The sequence below is a fragment of the Cupriavidus sp. 01L45 genome, from assembly GCF_056399885.1.
Genome location: NZ_JBFTSG010000079.1, coordinates 12,181 through 33,584, shown reverse-complemented (window position 1 = coordinate 33,584; position 21,404 = coordinate 12,181). Strand labels below are relative to the sequence as shown.

Genomic DNA, 21,404 nt, shown 5'->3' with positions numbered 1-21,404 from the left:
GCGTTACGTCGCATTCAACGACTGCCTGAGTTAGTCAAGTCGTTCTTTCGCCAGCCGGAGTGCCAATACGCTGCGGCCTGACAATACTTTCTGAAAAGTTAGTAACCTGCTTTCCAATGCGATCAAGTACAACCGCGACAAGGGTACCGTCGAAGTACAAGTGACGATGGGCGATCGCGTTCGCGTCGGCGTGCGCGACACCGGCGCAGGGCTGGCACCAGAACGGCTCGCACAACTGTTCAAGCCGTTCAATCGTCTTGGGCATGAGGGTGGCCCCGTGGAGGGCACGGGCATCGGCCTCGTGGTGGCCAAGCGGCTGGTCGAGCTGATGGGAGGCGCCATCGGCGCCGAAAGCATGCCGGGCGTGGGCAGCGTATTCTGGATCGAACTGCCCGTTGCGCGCCCTCCAGAAATGACCGGTGAGGGTGCGGAGACAGCGGTATCCGTCGAGGCGCGGACGGGGTCTCCCACTTCGCTGCATACCCTGCTGTATGTCGAAGACAACCCCGCCAACCTGAAGCTCGTTGAGCAACTCCTTGTGCGCCGGGCCGATGTGCGCCTGCTGACCGCCGTCACAGGGGCGCTCGGCGTCAACCTGGCGCGCACTGCCTCGCCAGATGTGATCGTCATGGATATCCATCTGCCCGACATCAACGGCATCGAAGCACTGGGACTGCTGCGAGAAGATCCGCAGACAACGCACATTCCCGTCATCGCCCTCAGTGCCAATGCGATGCCGCGCGACATTGAAAAGGGCATGAAAGCGGGATTCTTCCGCTACCTGACCAAGCCGATCAGGCTCAATGAGTTTATGGACGCACTGGACGCCGCGCTGGAACAGCCACGAGGCGGGACTGCTCAGGGCCGATGAAGCCAAGTGCTCGCCGTGATCAAAGCATCGGACATCCTGGCAGCGAAAATCCTGGTCGTTGACGATCTGGAGGCCAATGTCCTGCTGCTCGAACAGATGCTACGCGGGGCCGGCTACGTTTGCATCGAGCCAACCACCGATCCGCGCGCGGTGTTTGCGCTTCACAGCAAGAACCACTATGACCTGATCCTGCTTGATCTGCAGATGCCCGGCATGGACGGGTTCGAGGTCATGGAACGCCTCAAGGAACTCCAGGCGGACAGCTACCTTCCGGTGATCGTCATCACCGCCCAGCCTGATCACAAACTGCGCGCACTGCAAGCCGGTGCGAAAGACTTCGTCAGCAAGCCATTTGATCTGGCGGAGGTGCTGATGCGGGTTCGCAATATGCTGGAAGTGCGTCTGCTGCACGGGGAATCGTTGAAGTACGGCAAGGAACTTGAGCGGAAAGTGCATGAACTGGAAACGAGCCGAGAGACGATCGTTCACCAGAGTCATGAACTCAGGCGCATTTACGAGAAACTCGTTCGCGAGCAACAGGTAACCGATCGGCTGCTCCTCAACGTGCTGCCCGCCCCCATCGCCGAGCGTTTGAAGCTGCGCGCCGATCTCATCGCCGCCGGCCCCCCGGAGGTCATCGCCGACAAGTTCCAGGATGTGTCGGTGTTGTTCGCGGACCTCGTGCAGTTCACCCGCTTTTCTCCCAGCATGGGCCCCGAACGACTGGTGGCAATCCTGAACGAGATATTTGCCGACTTTGACAATATCGCCGACAGCCGGCGACTCGAGAAGATCAAGACAATCGGCGACGCTTACATGGCAGCGGCAGGCCTGCCTGTGCCGGCGGCCGATCACGCCGCCCGGGCCGCTCATATGGCATTGGACATGCTTGAGTCACTGGGCCAGTTCAATCAGCGAAGCGGCTACAACCTGCAATTGCGAGTTGGCATCCACAGTGGAGCTGTCGTGGCCGGCGTGATCGGGAGGAGAAAGTTCATCTATGACTTGTGGGGCGATACCGTCAATATCGCCAGCCGGATGGAGTCGCAAGGCGTAGTCGGTCGTGTTCAGGTAACTGATGCCACGCGGCAGCAACTCGGGGAGCCGTTCCTGCTCGAAGAGCGCGGTTTGATCGCGGCAAAGGGCATCGGTGATCTGCATACATGGCTTCTGGTCGGGAGAACCTAGCCGGCGGCGGGTCAGCATACGGAAGCGGTCGTTCACGATCAGAGCGACGGCTGTCGCCAAATCGGCCGATTCGTCTGATCAACGCAGAGCGGTCGAATGGCTGCGAAGGGTCGACTACGGAAGTTGCCCGTCGGTCCAGGCAGCATGACCGGCGCCCGGCCTTGAACCGCCGTGACCGGCCAAATCAAAGCGCAACCACTTCACTTCGCAAGCACGATCCAAGGCCAGGTTGACCGGCTTCCCCTGATCGCCGGGATAGCGAGCGGCGTCAGGTCACGCCCGAACTCGGGGCGATCACGTCTATCGCACTTTGACGACAACTTTACCCTTGGCCCGTCCCTTCTCGACGTAGGCCATGGCCTCGTTGGTCTGGTCGAAGGAAAAGACCCGATCCACTACGGGGCGTATCGCGCCGGAATCAATGAGCGACGTGATCTCGCTCAACTGGCGCCCGCTGGCCCTCATGAAGAGGAACGAGTACCTCAGGTCACGACCTGCTGCCCGCTTCCTGACTCCCGCACTCAGAAGACGAACAATCAAGTTCACGAACCACGTTGCTCCGATTCCCTTTGCGAATGCGGGATCGGGAGGGCCGGAGATCGAGATGAGTGTTCCTCCGGGCTTAAGGACACGCAGAGATTTCTCCAGCGCCGTTGCGTCTTGACTGTGGAGGACCACATCGTAGCCCTGAAGAATTTTCTCGAAATCGTCTTTTCTGTAGTCGATGACAACGTCTGCCCCGAGGCCTCTCACCAAGTCGATGTTGGCGCTGCTGGTGGTGGTGGCTACGGTGGCGCCCACATGCCTGGCCAACTGGATCGCAAATGTTCCTACGCCGCCTGAACCGGCCTGGATGAAGACCTTCTGCCCTTTCTTCAGATTCGCCTTCTCGATCAGCGCTTGCCATGCCGTCAGGCCCACCAGAGGAATCGATGCTGCTTCTTCCATACTCAGCGCCTTGGGCTTGATCGCCAAGGACTCTTCCTTGACCGCAATGTACTCAGCAAAGGTGCCGATGCGAAAATCATCGGGCCGGGCATAGACTTCGTCCCCCGGCTTGAACTGCCGAACGCGAGGCCCGACCTTGACCACGACGCCGGCCACGTCGTGTCCTAGGACGAGGGGCATGCGATAGGGGAGTATGAGCTTGAACTCTCCGTTCCTGATCTTGGAGTCCAGCAGATTCACACCGGCCGCATGGATCTGGACCATGACCTCATCCTCACCCAGCGCCGGGCTCGGAACCTCAGTGGACCGCAACGCGCGTTTCTTTCCGTAGCGATCGAGAAGAAGTGCTTTCATGGTCGCCCTCGTTCCTGGCGCATCCAGGTTTGCGAGCGGCCCAGCACGCTGGTTGAAATCTTGTCACCTGTCTTGCTTGCGAGCAGCGCCTGGAATGTCATCGTCTTCTTTCAAATTGGGATTTGTGAGAAACAGCGGGCGGCGCGGCTTACCGCCTATGCTTCGAGCCGCAGATCTTTTCGAACCCCCGCATCCAGCACGCTAGCCGGCGCGAACCTGCGCAGCAGTCGCATGCGGCTTGCGAGGCCGGGGGCGTAGTGAATCTTTGGATGCGTTGCCATGGCTGCCTTCAACACGACCTCGGCTACCACTTCAGGCCCGTCCGCGCCCACGAGAACTTCCTTCACCCGTCTCTCCACGCCCTCGCGAATATCGCGATACACATCGAGCGGGGCGTCAGGTTTCATCAGGTTCGCATCGAAGGGCGTATTGATGTAGGCAGGTTCGACCACCGAGACGCGAATACCCATCGTGCGCAGCTCATGGTCGAGCGATTCCGAATAGCCCGCGACTGCGTGCTTGGTGGCGGAATACAGCGCCATGTAGGGCATCGGCAGGAAACCAAGCACGGAGCCGATGTTGATGATGCGCCCTTCCCTTTGGCGGCGCATATGTGGCACGACAGCCCGGGTCATCCGGACTATCCCAAAGAAGTTCGTATCGAATATCGACCGGGCCTGCTCCAGCGAGCTCTCTTCCGCACCCGCTGGAGCGACCCCGAACCCGGCGTTGTTGACGAGTAGATCAATACGGCCTTCGCGCTCCATCACCTTTTGGACGGCCGCATCGACGGATTCGTCCTTGGTTACATCGAGAAGCAGCATCTCGAACGCTCGCTGACCGGTAGTGCCTATGCGCCTACTGGTACCGAACACCCTGTAGCCAGCCTTCGCGAGCCGCTCCGCGGTGGCGTGGCCGATACCTGAGGAGGCCCCCGTAACGAGGGCAATCTTGCCGCGTTTGTTCATGAAATTTCTCCGTCAGTTTGTGCGATCCGGTAACGCGTCGGCATGCACGATGCGACGCCATTCAACGTGGCACCCGAGAGGCGCACCATGGTCATTTCGCATTATGATCATCATATGTAACGGCGAGCGAGAAGGCGGCATGAATCCGGGGGGTTAGATTCCAGGGGGGACCAGGTGCTTCAGCGCAGCCTCGCGCAGACGGTCCGACAGAGCTGGCTCGTCGACTGCACGAGCCAGCAGCAAAGCACCAACCATGGTGGCGATGGTCACTAGTGCTTGTTCATGAGCACCGGGCTGTCCCCAGTCAGGCGACTGGCGGGCGAGAAGATCAATCATCGCCTTGGTGTGTTGAGTCACCGTTCGGCGTACTTCGGGCGCCTGTCGCGGTGTTTCTGAGCCCAGCGCGGCCAAGGGGCATCCAAGCTCCATCTGCTCGACGTGGTCCTTTGAGAGATAGGCGCAAAGCACAGCCTCCAAGGCTTTCCCGGGTGGGACGCCGGCAACGACATCTGCCGCTACCGCAGCGGACTCCGCGCACGCCCGATCCGCGGCTTCCGCCAGCATGGCTTCGCGCGAGGGGAAATGCGCATAGAAGGCTCCGTGCGTCAGACCGGCCTCTTTCATGATGTCGGCGACGCCAGTGCCGTCATAACCACTTCGGCGGATAGCCCGGGCAGCCGCGGCCACGATGCGTTCGTGCGACGCTTCCTTGGCGGCGTATCTAGCGTTGGCTTTCATATTTGGCATGACGTCCATCATACTAAATTTTCGCGCCGCGCGTGCTGCGATTTCCCTGGTGCCGAACAACTGGCGCACCGCTTGTGTTGCAAGTATGGGGACGTCCGAGTTCCCGCCCCCTAAAGACTTCGCTTATTCCGACACAGGCGCATGCGCAATCCCACTGTCCTGCCCGAACGCCGCCTTTGCGCACGACTCACCCAAAACCAGGTCAAGCGGCACACTCACGATACGTGGCTCTCTCACCCCCTCCCCGGCCAACCGGTCAAGCATCAGATGGGCGGCAGCCTCCGCGGCGCGCTCGATGTCAAAGCGTAAAGTGGTTAGCGGGGGATACATCAACTCAAGCGTCTCCGGCGTACCGATGCCGATCACCGAAAGGTCTCTGGGAATATCCAGCCCCGCCTTGCGCGCAACATAAATGGCTCCGGAGAGCAGGCGCGTTCCTAGACCGATGATTGCAGTGGGGGGCGCGGAAAGAGCGAGCATGGCCGCCATTTGGGTGCGTGACGAATCGATCGCCGAGCGTGACATGCAGACTAATGCGGGGTCGAACACCAAACCCGCCTCCGCAAGCCCATCCCGGTAGCCGAGCAGCTTTTCGCGCCCTGGACGAATGTGCTCGCCGGGCCCGAAAAGCGCGATGCGGCGGTGACCCAATGAAATGAGATACGCCATCGCCTGCTTCACACCGCTACGATGGTCCAGATAGACCGCATCCATTGGCAGAGGCGTTTCCCGATCCAGAATCACCACCGGCAGGCTGCAGCCGCTGAACAGGCTGTCGGCGGGGTCCGCGCTCTCCAGGCTCGGCGCGGCAATGATGCCCTCCAGCCGGCGGGTCTCGAACAGCGCAACCAGTTCGCGGTCGCGCCGTGGCTGGTCCAGTGTATTGCCGACCAACATGGAGTACCCGGCGGCCTGCATATGCTTCTCGACTTCGCTGAAATGCGCCGCAAGCAGCGGGTTGCCGATATTCGAAACCAGATAGCCGACCGTCTTGCTGCGCCCGGTGCGCAGATGGCGGGCGGCAAAGCTGGGCTCATAGTTCAGTGCCTCCACGGCCGCGTGCACCCGGGCTCGCAGCGCCTGGCTGGCATAGCCGGTGCCGTTCAGCACACGCGACACGCTGCCGATGGAAACCCCCGCCGCCTCAGCCACATCCCTGACGGAAATCCTTTGCGTCATGGTCTTCCCTAATGAAAACGTTCCACAGTTGGACGCCAAATTTGTTGCCTGATAAGTTAGCACAAACGGAAATCGTTTTCACATTTCCCCAAACATCAACTTAAACAGCGCCAAACTATCCAATGCAACCAGACCGTCCTTCGCGCCCCGCAGCCGCGCCCCCCGGCGCCGACCTTGCGGACGAGACCACGTGTGGGTCGCTGGGCGGCCGACGCATCCTCGTCGTCGGTGGCGGACAACTCCCTTCGGCCGATGCCGGAAATCCGGTCAACAACGGACGCGCCATCTGCATGACCCTGTCCCGCGCTGGCGCCAGCATCGCCTGCGCGGACAAGAGTACCGAGGCAGCGGAACTCACCGTACGCAGTGCGCGGGACGGCGGCGCGGTGGCCATCCCGGCCGACGTGGCCAGCGCCGCCGGCATCAAAGGCATGGTGCAGGCCGCACGGACGGCGCTGGGCGGCCTCGACGGACTCGTACTGAACGTAGGCATTAGCCGCCGCGAGCCCCTGGCGGAACTGACGGCAGACAGCTGGGATGAGGTGATGGCGGTCAACCTGCGCGCGCACATGCTGACCGTGCAGCAAGCCCTGCCGCTCATGTCCATGCACGGCGCCATCGTATTCGTGTCTTCAGTGGCGGCCAGGCTGCCCGCGGGTATGAATCCGGCATACGAAGCCTCGAAGGCGGCGCTCGGTGCCCTGTGCCGCGCGACCGCGCTGGCCGGGCAGCCCAACCACATACGCGCCAACGTGGTCATGCTCGGCCTGATCGATACGCCGATGGGCCGCGCGGCCTCCGCGGCGCGGCCCGGACGCACCGCCGCCTTGCCGTTCGGGCGGCAAGGCACGCCCTGGGAGGTCGCGCATGCAGTGCGCTTTCTACTCTCGGCGCAAGCCTCCTATATCAACGCAGTGGAACTTCCCGTGGACGGTGGCCTAAGCGCAGGCATCGCGTCCGCGCCGTCCTGAATCCCGCCAGGCGGAGAGCAGTAAGCCTGGCGCGGCTCGGTCCGGAGCATGCCGCTGGCAATGACAACGACAACGGAGACATCCCATGCTTCACAGACTGATCTGTGCGGTCGCGGCCGCGCTCGCCCTGCACACGGCGGGGCCGGTACTGGCCGAATCCTATCCCTCACGGCCAATTCGCTTGGTAGTGCCGTTCCCGCCCGGTGGCACTGCGGACATTTTCGGACGGCTGCTCAGCCAGCAGCTCACGCAAAGCCTCGGGCAGCCGGTGCTGGTGGAGAACCGCGCCGGTGCGGGCGGAAACATCGGCGCGGCCGCCGTCGCCAATGCACCGGCGGACGGCTACACCTTGCTGCTGGGCACGATCGGCACCCATGGCATCAACCCGACGCTATACGCCAACCTTCCCTACGACCCGAAGAAAGACTTCCAGCCTGTGGCCCTGGTCTCTTCCGGCGCCAACGTACTGGTCGTCAACCCCGCGTTGCCGGCGCGCAATGTGAAGGAGCTGATCGCGCTGGCCAAGCGCAACCCGGGCCAGTTGATGATGGGCTCGTCCGGCAATGGCAGCAGCATTCATATGTCCGGTGAACTCTTTGAGCATATGACCGGCACGCAACTGACGCACGTGCCCTACCGCGGCGGCTCGCCCGCACAGACCGACCTGATGGGCGGGCGAGTGCAGTTGATGTTCGACAACCTGCCCACCTCGCTGCCGTTGATCGCCAAGGGCCTGGTACGCCCGCTCGCCGTGACCTCGGCGCATCGCTCGTCCGCGCTCCCGGATGTGCCGACTGTTGCCGAGGCCGGCGTGCCTGGCTACTCCGTCAGCAACTGGAGCGGCATCTTCGCGCCGGCACATACGCCCCCCGACATTGTGAACCGGCTCAATGCCGCTGTTGGCCAGGCTGTGACAAGCGCGGCGCTGCGCAAGCGTTACGCCGAAATGGGCGCCGACACCGGCACCGACCTCGGAACCAACAGGAACGCAGGCAGCCCGCCGATGAGCGCAGCGGAATTTACCAGATTCGTCGATGAGGAGATGAGCAAATGGGCAAGGATCGTAAAGGTATCGGGAGCACGCGCGGAATGAAAGGAATGAAAGGAATGAACGAGACGCAACGGATGAAAGCATGCAGCCAATCGACTATCTGCTGAGGACCGCGAACGCCACGCCGGCGCGCATCGCATTGCAGGCCGCCGGAGAATCGCTGACCTACGGCGAACTGACGCAGAAGGTGCTGGCGCTCGCAGCGGCCTTCCAGGCGCTGGACCCCACGTCCGGATCGCGCGTAGGCATCTGCGCCGGCAATAGCGTGCAGCATGTGTTGGCGCTGCTGGCTACGCTGGCCGCCGGCAAGTGCTGGGTGCCGCTGAATCCGCGCGCCTCGGTCCACGAACGGGCCCGCATCGTCGACTTCACCGAGGCGTCCATCCTGGTGGTGGAAGACAGCGGCCACGGCCAATCCGGCACGATCACGCCTGGCGCCCGCGTGATCGCCTGCGGGCCGCAGGCATCCGGCCCGGACAGCATTGCCGCGCTGCTCGCTGCCTGGCGCGGCCGCGTCCCGCTACGCGTGCAGCGCGAACTTGGCGAAACGCAGGCCATCAAGTTCACCGGCGGCACTACCGGCGCGCCCAAGGGGGTCATGCAGTCGCTGCGTTCGTGGAACACCACGGTGGTTTCCATCCTCACCGCGATGCAGTTGCGCGAGGACGAGCGCTATCTCGCCGTGGCCTCCATCACCCACGGCACATCCACGTTCCTGCTGCCAGTGTTCGCGCGTGGCGGCACCCTCGTGCTGGCGGATTCGACCAGGCCGCGCGCCCTGCTCGACCAGTTGGAGCGCGAGCGCATCACCGCGGTGTTCATGCCGCCCACGCTGATCTACGATTTGCTGGACGAGCCCGGCGTGCGCGAACGGGACTGGTCCGCGCTGCGGCACCTGATCTATGCGGCAGCGCCGATGCGCGCAGACCGGATTGCCCAGGCCATCGATGTCTTCGGCACCCTGGAGACCTCGTTCGGGCAAACCGAGGCCCCCGGCATCATTGCCTTCCTGCCCGCCGGGGAATTGCGCGATCCCGCCCGCCACGGCAGCGTCGGCCGTGCCACCTGCCTGACCGAACTCGCCATCATGGGGCGCGATGGCAAGTTGCTGCCGGCTGGCGAAACCGGCGAGATCGTGGTGCGCGGCGACCTCGTCATGTCCGGCTACTGGCGCCAGCCCGGCAAGACCGCCGAGGCACTGGCCGATGGCTGGCTGCATACGGGCGACGGCGGCTACCTGGACGCGCAAGGCTACCTGTACCTGAAAGACCGGTTGCGCGACGTCATTATCACGGGTGGCTTCAACGTGTACCCCAGCGACGTGGAGAACGCGCTCGGCGCCCATCCCGCGGTATGCCGCTGCGCCGTGCTCGGCATGGACGACCCGCGCTGGGGAGAGGCCGTGCACGCGGCCGTGCAACTGCATGCCGGCGCCACCGCCAACGCTGCCGAGCTACAGGCGTTCGTCAAGGAGCGCCTGGGTTCGGTACAGGCGCCAAAGCGCATTCATTTTGTGGAAACCCTTCCGCTCACTGCCAACGGCAAGGTCTCGAAGCTCGAGGTCAAGACCCGGCTCGCCGCCAGTGCAAGCAACTACGCCAGCAACAACCCTCAAGGCAAGGAGCCTCTTTCATCATGACACCAACGGATATCCTGGTAACCGGCGGCTCCGGCGGCATCGGCTGGGCCCTGTGCAAGACGCTGCGCGAGCGCGGCCACACGGTAGTGAACTTCGATCGGGTGGCACCTCCCGAGGCCGGTGTGACGCATTTCGTCGAAGTCGACATGGCCGAGCCGGCGCAACTCGCCGCCGCGCTCGGGGAGGCATCGGCCCGCTATGCCTTCACTGCCCTCGTCAACAATGTGGCGACCCTGCGGGCGGCGAGCGTGGAGGAAACCGGCCTTGACGACTTCGACAGGCAAATCGCCGTCAATGTCCGCGCCGCGCTGCAATGCACCCAGGCGTTGGTGCCTGCCATGCGAAAGGCGCGCCACGGCCGCATCGTCAATATCTCCAGCCGCGCCGCGCTGGGCAAGGAACTGCGCACGGCGTATTCGGCCAGCAAGGGCGCCCTGAACGCCATGACGCGTACCTGGGCGCTGGAACTGGCGGCGCACGGCATCACCGTCAACGCCGTSGCRCCGGGKCCCATCGCCACGGCGGCGTTCGGCTCCGTCAACCCGGCCCAGGATGCGCTGACGCAGCGCATTGTGAATGGCGTGCCGGTCAGGCGGCTCGGCAAACCGGAAGATATCGTCCACGCCGTCGAGTACTTTCTCGACGAACGCGCGTCCTTCGTCACCGGACAGGTGCTGCACGTCTGCGGCGGCATCACCGTGGGGCTGAGCGCATGAACGGCATCCGCACCGAGATCGGCTACACGACGCCTGATCGCATCACGCTGCGCGGGCGGGACCTTGCCACCGAGGTGATCGGCAAGCTGGATTTCGTTCAGACGCTCTGCCTGGTTGCGCTCGGGCGCCTCCCCGGCGCCGCTGAGGCGCGGATGATCGACACGCTGCTGGTGACCGCGGTCGACCACGGGCTGACGCCAAGCGCGATCAGCGCCCGCATGACCTGGCTGGGCGCGCCGGAATCCTTGCAAGGCGCGGTCGCCGCGGGCTTGCTTGGCGCCGGCGAGCGCTTCCTCGGCACCGTGCAGAACATGGCGGAATTACTGCTGCAAGAAGGTGCGTCGCTAGCGGCCGATGCCGACGCAGCCACCATTGCAGAGCATGCCCGGCGCATCATCGCCGCCTGCCGGTCAGCCGGCAAGCCGATACCTGGCGTCGGCCATCCGATACACGCGCAAGGTGATCCGCGCGTGCCGGTCCTGATGGAGACCGCGAGCGCGAATGGCTTCCACGGCAAGTACTGTCGTCTTGCCCTGGCGCTCGGCGACGCCTGCGGCGACGGTACGCGCCGTGTCCTGCCGCTCAACGCCGCTGGCGCCATCGGCGCCATCCTCGCCGAGATGGGGCTGGACCCGCTGTTCGGCCGTGGACTGGCACTGATCGGACGCTGCGCGGGACTGGTCGCCCACCTGATCGAGGAACGCGAGCAGCCGGTCGGCCAACAGGTTTGGAACCTGGTCTTGCGGCAAGACCCGCGCAACGTGCTGCCGTAGGCGGCCAACTCCTATTTGCACTTTTCCCACCACGACATCACCTGCCGCGCGGCAGGAAACGGAGACAACACAACATGGCCAGACTGCCTTACTTCGATGTGGACAACGTCCCCGGCCGCCTTGGCGAGCAACTGCGCGGGCGTCCCGCCCTCAACCTGTACAGGGTCCTGCCGCATGCGCCGGAGATCGCGCTCGGCTTCCTCGGTCTCGGCCGCGCCATTCTCACGGAGGCCTCGCTGCCGCCCACGCTGCGCGAGCTGGTCATCCTGCGGGTGGGCGCGCTCAGCGGCGCCAGTTACGAAGTGCATCAGCACCGGCGCGTGGCGCGCGCCGCCGGTGTGCCGGAAGAAAAAATCGATGCCGTGCTGAAGCCGGATGCCAACGGAGACTTCAGCGAACTCGAGCGCCTTGTCATCGCATTCACCGATGCCGTGGTGCATGACGTCAAGGCACCGGCGCCGCTCTACGCCAAGGTTGCGGCGGCCCTGGACGAACAAATGATGGTCGAGCTGCTGGCAACCATCGGCTTCTACATGCTGGTGTCGCGCCTGYTGGAAAACCTCGAAGTCGATATCGAAAATCCGCCGCTGGAAAAACTGGAGCTGCGTCATGACTGAATCCCTGGAAAGCCGTCCGGACCAGCAACTGTTTGCACCCGCGCTTGGCGTGCCGCGCCGTGACGGCCGGCTCGCCGGGCGCCGCATCCTGGTGGTAGGCGCGGGCCAACGCCGCACCGTCGATCCGGTGCCGTCGGTCGGCAATGGCCGTGCCATGTCAATCCTGTTCGCCCGCGAGGGCGCCGCCGTGGCGTGCGCCGATATGGATGCCGGCGCCGCGCAGGATACGGTCGACCTGATCCTGCGCGAGGACGGCCGCGCGGTGCCGGTCCAGGCCGACGTTGCGGACCCTGCTCAGATCTCGCGCATGGTGGCCCAGGCCGCGGCTGCGCTGGGCGGGCTCGATGGCCTGGTGGTCAACGTCGGGATCGGCAACCCGAATCGCTTCGGCGCGGAGACGCCCGAAGACTGGGACCGGGTCCAGGACATCAACCTGCGCGCCCCGATGTTCTGCGCCCAGGAGGCCGCCGCCGTCATGCCCGCCGGCAGCGCCATCGTGTTCGTGGCCTCCACGGCGGCGATCTCGCCGCTGAGCGGCCTGCCGGCCTACGAGACTTCCAAGGCAGCCTTGACCGCGCTGGGCCGCGCGGTGGCATTCGCCGGCCAGCCCGGCGGCTTGCGTGCGAATGTGCTGGCACCAGGACTGATCGACACACCGATGGGCCGGGACGCCTCGCGCGCCCGGCCCTCGCGCGCGGCCCGTCCACTGCCGTTCGGCCGGCAGGGCACAGGCTGGGAGGTTGCGCATGCCGCGCTCTACCTGATCAGCACCGAGTCCTCCTACGTCAACGGACAGATGCTCATCGTCGATGGCGGCCTGTCGATCGGTGCCGTGCGCGCCGCTGCCTGACGGCTGGCGCAGCGTCGTACAGGTCAAGCGGGCCTGAGCTGTGCCATGGCCAGGCCCGTCATCACAACAATATGCAGGAGACAAACATGATGCGGAATTGCTGGAACACTTTGGGACTCGGCCGCTTCCTGGCCCTGGCACCCGCGATTGGCATGGCGCTGGGCCTTGCGCTTGGCGCGGCGCCGGCCAGCGCGCAGTCTTGGCCAGCACGGCCGGTTCGCCTGATCCTTCCCAGCGCCGGCGGCAGCGGGCCCGACACCATTGCGCGGATCTTTGCCGAGCGCTTGTCGCGTACGCTTGGCCAGCCCGTCGTGGTCGACAACCGGCCGGGCGCCAATGGCGTCATCGGCGTGGACGCGGTGGCCAAGGCGCAGCCCGACGGATACACCTTGCTATTCGCCAGTTCATCCTCCACGGTCATCAGCCAGGCCCTGCTGCACAAGCTGCCGTTCGATGTGACGCGCGACCTTGTGGCCGTGGCGCAGATCTTCTCAGGGGGCATCCATCTGGTAGCTTCGCCGGATTTTCCCGCGCGCAACCTGAAGGAGTTCGTTGCCCTCGTCAAGGCGAATCCCGGCAAGTACGACTATGCCACCTGGGGCCCGGGCTCCACCGGGCAGCTCGTGATGGAGTACCTGAAGCGGCAGGAAGGCCTCGACATCCGGCATGTGCCTTACAAGACGATCGGCCAGATATACCAGGACATGCAGGGCGGGCGGGTGAAGGTGGCCTTTGTCGACGCCACCAGTTCGGTGCCGCTGATCAAGACCGGAAAGCTGCGCGGCATCGCCATCACCGGCTCGCACAGGGGGCCGGCGCTGCCGGATCTGCCGACCATGACCGAACAAGGTTTTCGTTTCGATACGGATGCCTGGTATGGTGTGTTCGCCCCGCGCGGTACGCCAGCGGGCGTGGTGGCGGCCGTGCACCGGGAGGTCCTGAACACCCTGTCCGCCCCGGAGCTGCGTGACCGATTCGTCCAGCTCAACCTGATCGATCCGCCATTGAAAAGCGCGGAACAATTTGCCCAGACCGTACGCACCGACCTGTCCCTCTGGCAAGGCATCGCCAAAGCGAACGGCATCAGTTTGGACTGAGAAGCCAAGGGCCATTTCCAGTATCGCGGTGAATGCACCAGCTTTTGGCCTGAGCCCCCATATTGGGGGCTCAGGCCACAACCGGCCGCTTCGGCTTCTTTAAGTCATTCTCGCTGTTACTTGATAGAGTGCAATTCACAAACGGGCTTACCCTTCTTACCCGTACATCACGACTACCAGCAATTCATCGCTGCGGTCTCATCGGGCCGCTTTGCTTCTCCCGCATGACCCCGGCATCGGCATCTCCTGGATCTTCGGTCCAAGGAAACCGGACTTCCTTTACCTCGACCGCCTTCCAGGCGGAGTCGGCAAGGCCGCCGACGTGAGCGGCGTGACGATGCGCGCACATGAAAATATCGATACGGGCCTTGCCCTCCTCGTCGACACTCGCCCAGCGCAATAACCGCAATTTTGGCGCCAGCATGGCCGAAGGGAACTCCTCCCTTTTTTGTCATTTCCACTGACTGCCTTGATCTTGCCAATTTCCGCCCACAGGGCGATCGCGGGCGAATTTCCGCCGAACCTGAACATGCAATTGCCAGATCGGAACAGGCCCGCACCGCACCATCCCGTAAATTAGGCTCGCCTGCGTTCCAGTCGATGCGGCATGACGCAGRCACAAAAAGAAAGGGCGCCGCCCAACATCAGGAGACAAAACATGACGCAACAGAAACTGAAGACCGTCCTGGATCAGGTGCTGATCCAGGCCACCCATCGCCATGGCGGTGCGCCGGGGGTGGTGGCCATGGCCACCGACCGTAACGGCAACTTCTATGAAGGTGCCACCGGCACGCGCGAACTGGGCCGGGACAGCCCGATGACCACCGATTCGGTGTTCGCGATCTTTTCGACGACCAAGGCCCTGACCGGCACACTCATCATGCAGTTGGTCGAAGAAGGCAGGATTGCCCTGTCCGACAACGCTGGCGAGTACGTTCCAGAAATCGATGAACTCCAGGTGCTTGATGGCTTTGATGCCAATGGCCAGCCCCGTACCCGTGCGCCTGGGCGCAAGATCACGGTGAACGACCTGATGTTGCACGCCTCTGGCCTTTGCTATGAGTTCTTCAGCGAGAACGACCTGCATTACCGAACGGCCAGGAACATCCCGCCCATCATGTCCTGCAGCTTCGATTCGATACGCACAGTGCTGCTGCACGAGCCGGGGGCCGCATGGACTTACGGCGCCAATATCGACTGGCTGGGCCGCATCGTCGAACAGCAGCGCGGCAAGCGCCTGGGCGAGGTGATGAAAGAGCGCATCTTCACGCCGCTTGGCATGCAGGACATCGGCTTCCGGATGAGCGAATCGATGAAAGCACGGCGCGTTACCATCCATGACCGCGCAGCCGATGGAAAACTCACTCCGCTACCTGATCTGGTGCTGCCGGATCCCCCGCCGATGGACATGGGTGGCCACGGTCTTTACGCGACCATTGGCGAGTACATGAAATTCATCCGCATGATCCTGAATAACGGTGCCGGCCCGAACGGACGCGTGCTCAGGCCCGAGACGGTGGACCTGATGGCCCAGGACGGCCTGGCACCCATGGGGCTCGCGGTGGGCGGCTGGACCACCTCCGTCCCCTCGCTGAGCAATACCGGCGAATTCCTCCCTGGCACCGATAAGGGCTGGGCATACTCCTTCATGACGAATCGGGAACGTGCTCCCACGGGGCGGCCCGCGGGCTCGTTGATGTGGGCGGGCCTGGCCAACTCATTCTTCTGGATCGACCGTCAAAACGGCATCGGCGGCTACTGGGCGACCCAGATCCTGCCGTTCCAGGACGCCGCATCCTACCCGGGATTTGTCGAATTCGAAACGGCCATTTACCATCACAGGTAGCAAGCAGCTCCTGCACGCCGGTCTTCCGCGCCCGGCGCGTCCAAATGTCCCGCCCTGAGGCATGGCTATGATGGAAGCGATACGAAACGTTCTGGTCACGGATGCCCATGGCCAGGCCAGTTCGCGTTACCGCCTGGTGGCATCGAGCGAATGGGACGATATTCGTCAATGGTCGGACCGCATCTACATGCCGTACAGCGTCACGCCAACAGGGCGGCCGCGCCGCCCTGATTCGGTACTCGACGCCACCCGGATCGGGCACTTCACGCTAAGCCGCTTCAAGTATGGCATCCCGGTCCACATTTCCGATTTTTCACCCGCGGCGGGTACCGGAATGGTCCTGACCACCTTGCGCGGGACGGCGCGACACTGGACCGAGCCGAATGCCTTCGCCGACACTGGCGTTGGCGACGCCTTCGTGGTCGACAACTCGCGAACCCATTACTGGGTGGACTTTGACGAGAACCACCTGCAGATCAACCTGACCTTCGAACACGATGCGCTGGCCGCCTTGCATGAGCGCTGGTTCGGCCGGCCTGCCGACGAGAGCCTGTGGACGAAGAAATTTCGCCTTGGCGGCACCAATTCGAGCTGGATTTCCCTTCTCGCCTATGTTTGCAACTGCACCACGGAGATGCCGGATGCAATCGGCGGCAGCCCGCTGGGCCGGCATCTGGAAGAAATGATCGGCATCCACCTGTTGACGCAATGGCGCGCCCAGCTGGATCAGCCCAGTCAGGCCACGCTACACCGCATGGCGCCGCGGCATGTCCTGGCGGCGGAGCGTCATATCAGGGAACACGCGCATCTTGCGCCGACGCTGAGCGAACTCGCCCGCGCGAGTGGCGTAAGCGTCCGAACGCTCACCGGTGCGTTCCGTGAATACCGTGGATGCACCCCGATGGATACCTTGCGCGAGCAACGGCTTCAGGGTGTCCGGGCCGAACTGCTGCTTGCCGGCAAAGGGGCCACGGTTCGCACTGTCGCCGCCGCCTGGGGCTACGTCAATCTCGGCCTGTTCGCAGCCGTTTACAAGCAGCGGTTTGGTGAACTGCCTTCTCAGACCCTGGGGATCAGGAACTAGATCTTGCCGCTAAAGCCGCCGGCTGAGTGGCCTCCACGCTGGTCATGAAACAAAAATCGCGACACCAACGGTGATGTTGGTGTCGCGATTCATTGTCGTAGCGCGGTGACTGTCACGTCGGCGGAAATCCGCGGCAACCTGCGCTAATTAGCCTGAGCGCAGGTTGCCATCACGCTCAGAATCCCACCGCCTGCCCGTCCCGCCGCGAATCCGACGCAGCGATATACCCGTGCTCCGCCTTGTAGATCAACTGCGCGGAACCAAACTCCAGGCTGTCTGGCGGCGCCACCTCGACCTTGTGCCCACGCGCGCGCAGCGCGGCGACCACGTCTGCCGGCATATGCGATTCCACATTGACCACGGGGCCGTTCTCGACGCGGAAGCGCGGTGCATCGCTCATAGCCTGGGGGTTCTGGCCGAAGGCGGCCAGCCGCGCCATCATCTGCACATGGCCCTGAGCCTGCATGGAACCGCCCATCACGCCGAATGACATCACCGGCGCGCCATTGCGCGTGATGAAGCCGGGGATGATGGTATGCATCGGCTGCTTGCGCGGGCCGACGCAGTTGGCGTGCCCCGGCGTCAGGTTGAAGCCTTCGCCACGGTTATGCAGCGAGATGCCGGTGCCGGGTACCACCACGCCAGAGCCAAAGCCGCGATAGTTGGACTGGATGAACGAAACCATCGAACCGGCCGCATCGGCCGATGTCAGGTACACCGTGCCGCCGGTCTTGGGCATGCCGGCGCCGGGCGTGCTCGCGCGTGCCATGTCGATCAGCGCGGCGCGCTCGGCCAGATAGGCCGGATCGAGAAATGCCTTGGGATCGTGCTGCATCGTCGCCGGGTCGGAGACGTGGCGATGCAGGTCGGCGAACGCGAGCTTCATCGCTTCAACGCCGACATGATAGAAGTCCGCGCTGTCGCGCCCCATGCTTTCGATGTCGAAGCGGTCGAGAATGCCGAGCCCGATCAGCGCAGCCAGACCCTGCCCGTTGGGCGGAATCTCGTGCAACGTGTAGCCGCGGAAATCCTGCGACAGCGGCGTGACCCAGCTATGCGCGTGCTGCGCCAGGTCATCGGCACGGATGGCGCCACCGGTTTCCTCGGCAAAGGCGACGATACGCGCGGCCAGTTCGCCCTTGTAGAAGCTCTCGCCATCGCTTTCGGCAATGCGCTGCAGCGTGGCAGCCTGCTCCGGAAAGCGCCAGCGCTCGCCAGCCTGCGGCGCCTTGCCATCACGCAGGAAGGCCTTGGCAAAGCCAGGCTGGCCGGCCAGCACAGGTACCTGTGCCGCCCACTGGCGCGCGATCTGCGGCGATACCATGAAGCCCTGCTCCGCGTATTCGATTGCCGGTGCGAACAGGCGCGCGAACGGCAGCTTGCCGAAGCGGGCGGACAGTGCCTTCCAGCCTGCGACCTGACCCGGCACCGTCACCGTATCCCAGCCGACCGAAGGCATTTTCTCGCGGCCCGCGAAATATTCGGGCGTCCAAAGCGCGGGCGCGCGGCCACTGGAGTTGAGGCCGTACAACTGGCCTTCGTGCCAGACCAGCGCAAACATGTCGCCGCCGATACCGTTCATAACCGGCTCCACCACCGTCAGCGCGATCGCCGTGGCGATCGCACTGTCGATGGCGTTGCCGCCTTCATACAGCATGCGCAGGCCGGCTTGCGCGGCGAGCGGCTGGCTGGTGCTGACCGCATTGGCGGCAAGCAGCGGCATCTTCTGGGAGGGATAGGGGAAGGACCAGTCGAAAGGCAACATTAGGAGCGACTCAGTAGGATGGGGAAAATCCGGAACGCGGATGGAAGCGCGCGCCGCTTATTGCAAGGCAATGCCCGATTGCTTTACCAGCTTCTCGGTGCGTGGAATCTCGGCATTGATCATCGTGTTGAAGTCCGCCGCGCTGCCGCCGCGCGGCTCGGCGCCCGTGGCCCCCAGTTTGTCGCGGAAGGCCGGATCCTTGAGCAGCTTGTTGACCGAGACATTGAGCTTGGCCACGACCTCGCCCGGCGTGCCCTTCGGCGCGACCAGGCCATACCATGGGGCGATATCGAAGCCGGGATAGCCTTGCTCCGCGATGGTCGGCACATCCGGGGCCATCGACGAACGCTTGTTGTTCGACATGCCAAGCGCACGCAGCTTGCCCGCCTTCACAAAAGGCAACCCCGTCATGATGGTGTCGAAGTACATCGACACCTGACCCGACAGCAACGCCGGGATCGCTTCGGCTGCGCCCTTGTAAGGAACGTGAACGATGTCGATGCCGGCCATCGCCTTGAGCATCTCGCCGGCCAGGTGCGAGGTGGTTCCTGCTCCGAACGAGGCGTAGCTCAGTTTGCCTGGATTGGCCTTGGCATAGGCCACCATCTCGGGCAGCGTCTTGAACGGCAGCGACGGATTCGACAGCAGGATGTTCGGCGTRTAGGCCACGACCGTGATCTTCTCGAAGGCATCCGGATCGTAGCTGAGCTTCTTGTAGAGAAAGCGGTTGGTCACCATCGACGCGGGACCGGACATCAGCAGCGTGTAGCCATCGCCAGGCGCGCGGGCCGCGGCCTCGCTACCGATCATGGCCGCGGCGCCGGGCTTGTTTTCCACCACGAAGGGTTGGCCGTATTCCTTGCCGAGTGCAATGCCGAGCTGGCGCGAAAGCAAGTCTGTCGCGGAGCCGGCCTGGAATGGCACAACGATGCGCACCGGCTGCGTGGGCCAGTCTCGCGGGCCCTGCGCGAGAACCAGGGACGATGCCGCCATCGCCGCCACGGCGGCGATGGAACGGATGAAACGAAAACGAACCTGCATGAAACTACCCTCCTCGATAGTAGAGAATCCACTCGCTGCGCTGCGTACAGCGCTTGCCTTGGGTGGGCGGCCTCCACTTGGACCGCCTCTACCCAGGCTGTGGCTTAAGTCATTACCGGCCTGAATCCGGACAGAAGAACACCCGGCACCGGGCCGGGCGAACCGGCAGTGCGACACGCGCCGGGTTCAGCGGTCGACCCCTCCCATGCACAGGTATTTGATCTCCAGATAGTCCTCGATGCCGTACTTCGAGCCTTCGCGGCCCAGGCCGGATTGCTTGACACCGCCAAACGGCGCGACTTCGTTCGAGATCAGGCCCGTGTTGATGCCCACCATGCCGTATTCGAGCGCCTCGGCGACGCGCCAGATGCGGCCGATATCGCGGCTGAAGAAATAGGAGGCGAGACCGAACTCGGTGTCGTTGGCCATGCCGATCACTTCCGCGTCGGTCGAGAAGCGGAACAGCGGCGCCAGCGGGCCGAACGTCTCTTCCTTCGCCACGCGCATGGCCGGCGTCACGTCGGCCAGCACGGTCGGTTCGAAGAAGGTGCCGCCCAGGCTGTGCCGTTTGCCGCCGGACAGCAGCCGCGCGCCCTTGGCCATTGCGTCCGCGATATGCAACTCCACCTTGGCCACCGCGTCCTCATTGATCAGCGGGCCTTGCAAGACACCGGGCTCGACACCGTGGCCAACCTTGAGCTTCGCCACGGCGGCGACCAGCTTCTGCGCAAAGGCGTCATAGACCTTGTCGTGCACGTAGAGGCGGTTTGCGCAAACGCAGGTCTGGCCCGCGTTGCGGTACTTCGAGGCAATCGCGCCCTCCACCGCGGCATCCAGGTCGGCATCATCGAAGACGATGAAGGGCGCATTGCCGCCCAGTTCAAGCGAGAGCTTCTTGATGGTGTCGGCCGACTGGCGCATCAGGATGCGGCCAACTTCCGTCGAGCCGGTAAAGCTGAGCTTGCGCACGACCGGATTGGCGGTCAGCTCGCCGCCGATCGCCCGGGCGTCGCCCGTCAGCACGCTCAGCACGCCCGCCGGCACGCCCGCGCGCTCCGCCAGCACCGCCAGCGCGAGGGCGGACAGCGGGGTGTCCTCCGCCGGCTTGAGCACCATCGCGCAGCCCGCGGCCAGGGCAGGCCCGGCCTTGCGCGTGATCATGGCCAGCGGGAAATTCCAGGGTGTGATCGCCGCGCAGACGCCCACCGGCTCCTTCACTACCAACAGCCGCTTGTCGCCGGCGGGGGACGACAGCACGTCGCCACTGACGCGCTTGCCTTCCTCGGCGAACCATTCGAGGAACGACGCGGCGTAGGTCACTTCGCCGCGGGCCTCGGCCAGCGGCTTGCCTTGCTCGGTAGTCATCAGCAGGGCAAGGTCGTCGGCATTAGCGAGCATCAGCTCATGCCAGTTGCGCAGCACCTGGCTGCGCTCGCGCGCGGTCTTGCCACGCCAGGCGGCCTGCGCGGTGCGCGCGGCCTCGATGGCGCGGCGTGTTTCCGCCGCCCCCATCAACGGCACCGTGCCGATGACGGCGCCGGTCGCGGGATCGGTGACGGCGAAGGTCTCACCGCTGTCGGCGTTCCGCCACGCGCCGCCGACAAAAGCTTGCGCACGCAGCAAGCCTGCATCCTTGAGTTCCATGATGAAGTCCGTTTGGTCCTGTTGTATCCGTTTGGGTGCGCTTCGGTGCGCTTGG

Annotated in this window: 19 protein-coding genes and 1 pseudogene; 12 read left to right on the top strand and 8 right to left on the bottom strand. The window is 64.0% G+C overall.

Annotated features, from left to right (window positions below):
• Window positions 1-103: 103 nt before the first annotated feature.
• Together AC1DT6_RS36725 and AC1DT6_RS36720 are read left to right on the top strand one after the other, a co-directional pair.
• A pseudogene (locus AC1DT6_RS36725) lies at window positions 104-871 on the top strand (response regulator); the annotation flags it as partial.
• A gap of 15 nt (window positions 872-886) precedes the next feature.
• Window positions 887-2,059 (top strand): adenylate/guanylate cyclase domain-containing protein, encoded by a 1,173-nt coding sequence (locus tag AC1DT6_RS36720; protein WP_477103355.1) that lies wholly within the window; start codon window positions 887-889, stop codon window positions 2,057-2,059.
• Window positions 2,060-2,359: 300 nt separating this feature from the next.
• Here AC1DT6_RS36720 and AC1DT6_RS36715 read toward each other — a convergent pair whose 3' ends face one another.
• From AC1DT6_RS36715 to AC1DT6_RS36700, 4 genes are all read right to left on the bottom strand, one after another.
• On the bottom strand, window positions 2,360-3,361 hold the full coding sequence (locus AC1DT6_RS36715) for an NADP-dependent oxidoreductase (RefSeq protein WP_441629431.1): 1,002 nt from the start codon (window positions 3,359-3,361) through the stop codon (window positions 2,360-2,362).
• Window positions 3,362-3,516: 155 nt separating this feature from the next.
• Window positions 3,517-4,329, bottom strand: a complete 813-nt coding sequence (locus AC1DT6_RS36710; protein ID WP_441629430.1) for an oxidoreductase — start codon at window positions 4,327-4,329, stop codon at window positions 3,517-3,519.
• 153 nt (window positions 4,330-4,482) lie between these two features.
• The gene (locus tag AC1DT6_RS36705) at window positions 4,483-5,088 is read right to left on the bottom strand and encodes a TetR/AcrR family transcriptional regulator (RefSeq protein ID WP_441629429.1); all 606 of its coding nucleotides are present in this window, start codon (window positions 5,086-5,088) and stop codon (window positions 4,483-4,485) included.
• 111 nt (window positions 5,089-5,199) lie between these two features.
• A complete protein-coding gene (locus tag AC1DT6_RS36700) occupies window positions 5,200-6,255 on the bottom strand; it encodes a LacI family DNA-binding transcriptional regulator (RefSeq protein ID WP_441629428.1) in 1,056 nt (351 codons plus the stop codon).
• 122 nt (window positions 6,256-6,377) lie between these two features.
• Here AC1DT6_RS36700 and AC1DT6_RS36695 point away from each other — a divergent pair, with 122 nt between their 5' ends.
• From AC1DT6_RS36695 to AC1DT6_RS36660, 8 genes are all read left to right on the top strand, one after another.
• Window positions 6,378-7,226, top strand: a complete 849-nt coding sequence (locus tag AC1DT6_RS36695; protein WP_441629427.1) for an SDR family NAD(P)-dependent oxidoreductase — start codon at window positions 6,378-6,380, stop codon at window positions 7,224-7,226.
• An 85-nt stretch (window positions 7,227-7,311) separates the two neighbouring features.
• Window positions 7,312-8,319, top strand: coding sequence for a Bug family tripartite tricarboxylate transporter substrate binding protein (locus tag AC1DT6_RS36690; protein WP_441629426.1), 1,008 nt, complete (start codon window positions 7,312-7,314; stop codon window positions 8,317-8,319).
• Between the two features lie 40 nt (window positions 8,320-8,359).
• Window positions 8,360-9,916 (top strand): class I adenylate-forming enzyme family protein, encoded by a 1,557-nt coding sequence (locus AC1DT6_RS36685; RefSeq protein WP_441629425.1) that lies wholly within the window; start codon window positions 8,360-8,362, stop codon window positions 9,914-9,916.
• Window positions 9,913-10,632 (top strand): SDR family oxidoreductase, encoded by a 720-nt coding sequence (locus tag AC1DT6_RS36680; protein WP_441629424.1) that lies wholly within the window; start codon window positions 9,913-9,915, stop codon window positions 10,630-10,632. The genes AC1DT6_RS36685 and AC1DT6_RS36680 overlap by 4 nt, the downstream gene beginning before the upstream one ends.
• Window positions 10,629-11,405, top strand: a complete 777-nt coding sequence (locus AC1DT6_RS36675; protein WP_441629423.1) for a citryl-CoA lyase — start codon at window positions 10,629-10,631, stop codon at window positions 11,403-11,405. Before AC1DT6_RS36680 ends, AC1DT6_RS36675 begins: the two co-directional genes overlap by 4 nt.
• Before the next feature lie 74 nt (window positions 11,406-11,479).
• Complete coding sequence (locus AC1DT6_RS36670) at window positions 11,480-12,022, top strand: carboxymuconolactone decarboxylase family protein (RefSeq protein ID WP_441629422.1); 543 nt, start codon at window positions 11,480-11,482, stop codon at window positions 12,020-12,022.
• Complete coding sequence (locus AC1DT6_RS36665) at window positions 12,015-12,872, top strand: SDR family NAD(P)-dependent oxidoreductase (RefSeq protein WP_441629421.1); 858 nt, start codon at window positions 12,015-12,017, stop codon at window positions 12,870-12,872. The genes AC1DT6_RS36670 and AC1DT6_RS36665 overlap by 8 nt, the downstream gene beginning before the upstream one ends.
• 86 nt (window positions 12,873-12,958) lie before the next feature.
• Entirely contained in the window at window positions 12,959-13,969 is a 1,011-nt protein-coding gene (locus tag AC1DT6_RS36660) for a Bug family tripartite tricarboxylate transporter substrate binding protein (RefSeq protein ID WP_477103328.1), read from the top strand.
• 184 nt (window positions 13,970-14,153) lie between these two features.
• Here AC1DT6_RS36660 and AC1DT6_RS36655 read toward each other — a convergent pair whose 3' ends face one another.
• Entirely contained in the window at window positions 14,154-14,393 is a 240-nt protein-coding gene (locus AC1DT6_RS36655; protein ID WP_441629419.1) for a hypothetical protein, read from the bottom strand.
• 183 nt (window positions 14,394-14,576) lie between these two features.
• On the opposite strand from AC1DT6_RS36655, the gene AC1DT6_RS36650 reads away from it, so the two are divergent.
• Complete coding sequence (locus AC1DT6_RS36650) at window positions 14,577-15,815, top strand: serine hydrolase domain-containing protein (protein ID WP_477115410.1); 1,239 nt, start codon at window positions 14,577-14,579, stop codon at window positions 15,813-15,815.
• A gap of 136 nt (window positions 15,816-15,951) precedes the next feature.
• Window positions 15,952-16,899, top strand: a complete 948-nt coding sequence (locus AC1DT6_RS36645; protein WP_477115409.1) for an AraC family transcriptional regulator — start codon at window positions 15,952-15,954, stop codon at window positions 16,897-16,899.
• Window positions 16,900-17,074: 175 nt separating this feature from the next.
• Here the strand turns inward: AC1DT6_RS36645 and AC1DT6_RS36640 are convergent, their stop codons facing one another.
• From AC1DT6_RS36640 to gabD, 3 genes are all read right to left on the bottom strand, one after another.
• A complete protein-coding gene (locus AC1DT6_RS36640) occupies window positions 17,075-18,664 on the bottom strand; it encodes a gamma-glutamyltransferase family protein (RefSeq protein ID WP_441629416.1) in 1,590 nt (529 codons plus the stop codon).
• 57 nt (window positions 18,665-18,721) lie between these two features.
• Window positions 18,722-19,705 carry a Bug family tripartite tricarboxylate transporter substrate binding protein gene (locus AC1DT6_RS36635; RefSeq protein ID WP_477103324.1) on the bottom strand — a complete coding sequence of 328 codons (984 nt, stop codon included), beginning with the start codon at window positions 19,703-19,705 and terminating at the stop codon, window positions 18,722-18,724.
• 186 nt (window positions 19,706-19,891) lie between these two features.
• Window positions 19,892-21,349, bottom strand: a complete 1,458-nt coding sequence (gene gabD, locus AC1DT6_RS36630) for an NADP-dependent succinate-semialdehyde dehydrogenase (RefSeq protein ID WP_441629414.1) — start codon at window positions 21,347-21,349, stop codon at window positions 19,892-19,894.
• Between the last annotated feature and the right edge of the window lie 55 nt (window positions 21,350-21,404).

Coding starts and splice junctions, on each gene's coding strand:
- AC1DT6_RS36685 (WP_441629425.1), top strand. CDS start 8,360: ATGCAGCCAATCGACTATCTGCTGAGGACCGCGAACGCCACGCCGGCG.
- AC1DT6_RS36640 (WP_441629416.1), bottom strand. CDS start 18,664: ATGTTGCCTTTCGACTGGTCCTTCCCCTATCCCTCCCAGAAGATGCCG.
- AC1DT6_RS36705 (WP_441629429.1), bottom strand. CDS start 5,088: ATGATGGACGTCATGCCAAATATGAAAGCCAACGCTAGATACGCCGCC.
- gabD (WP_441629414.1), bottom strand. CDS start 21,349: ATGGAACTCAAGGATGCAGGCTTGCTGCGTGCGCAAGCTTTTGTCGGC.
- AC1DT6_RS36715 (WP_441629431.1), bottom strand. CDS start 3,361: ATGAAAGCACTTCTTCTCGATCGCTACGGAAAGAAACGCGCGTTGCGG.
- AC1DT6_RS36660 (WP_477103328.1), top strand. CDS start 12,959: ATGATGCGGAATTGCTGGAACACTTTGGGACTCGGCCGCTTCCTGGCC.
- AC1DT6_RS36655 (WP_441629419.1), bottom strand. CDS start 14,393: ATGCTGGCGCCAAAATTGCGGTTATTGCGCTGGGCGAGTGTCGACGAG.
- AC1DT6_RS36700 (WP_441629428.1), bottom strand. CDS start 6,255: ATGACGCAAAGGATTTCCGTCAGGGATGTGGCTGAGGCGGCGGGGGTT.
- AC1DT6_RS36675 (WP_441629423.1), top strand. CDS start 10,629: ATGAACGGCATCCGCACCGAGATCGGCTACACGACGCCTGATCGCATC.
- AC1DT6_RS36690 (WP_441629426.1), top strand. CDS start 7,312: ATGCTTCACAGACTGATCTGTGCGGTCGCGGCCGCGCTCGCCCTGCAC.
- AC1DT6_RS36710 (WP_441629430.1), bottom strand. CDS start 4,329: ATGAACAAACGCGGCAAGATTGCCCTCGTTACGGGGGCCTCCTCAGGT.
- AC1DT6_RS36695 (WP_441629427.1), top strand. CDS start 6,378: ATGCAACCAGACCGTCCTTCGCGCCCCGCAGCCGCGCCCCCCGGCGCC.
- AC1DT6_RS36665 (WP_441629421.1), top strand. CDS start 12,015: ATGACTGAATCCCTGGAAAGCCGTCCGGACCAGCAACTGTTTGCACCC.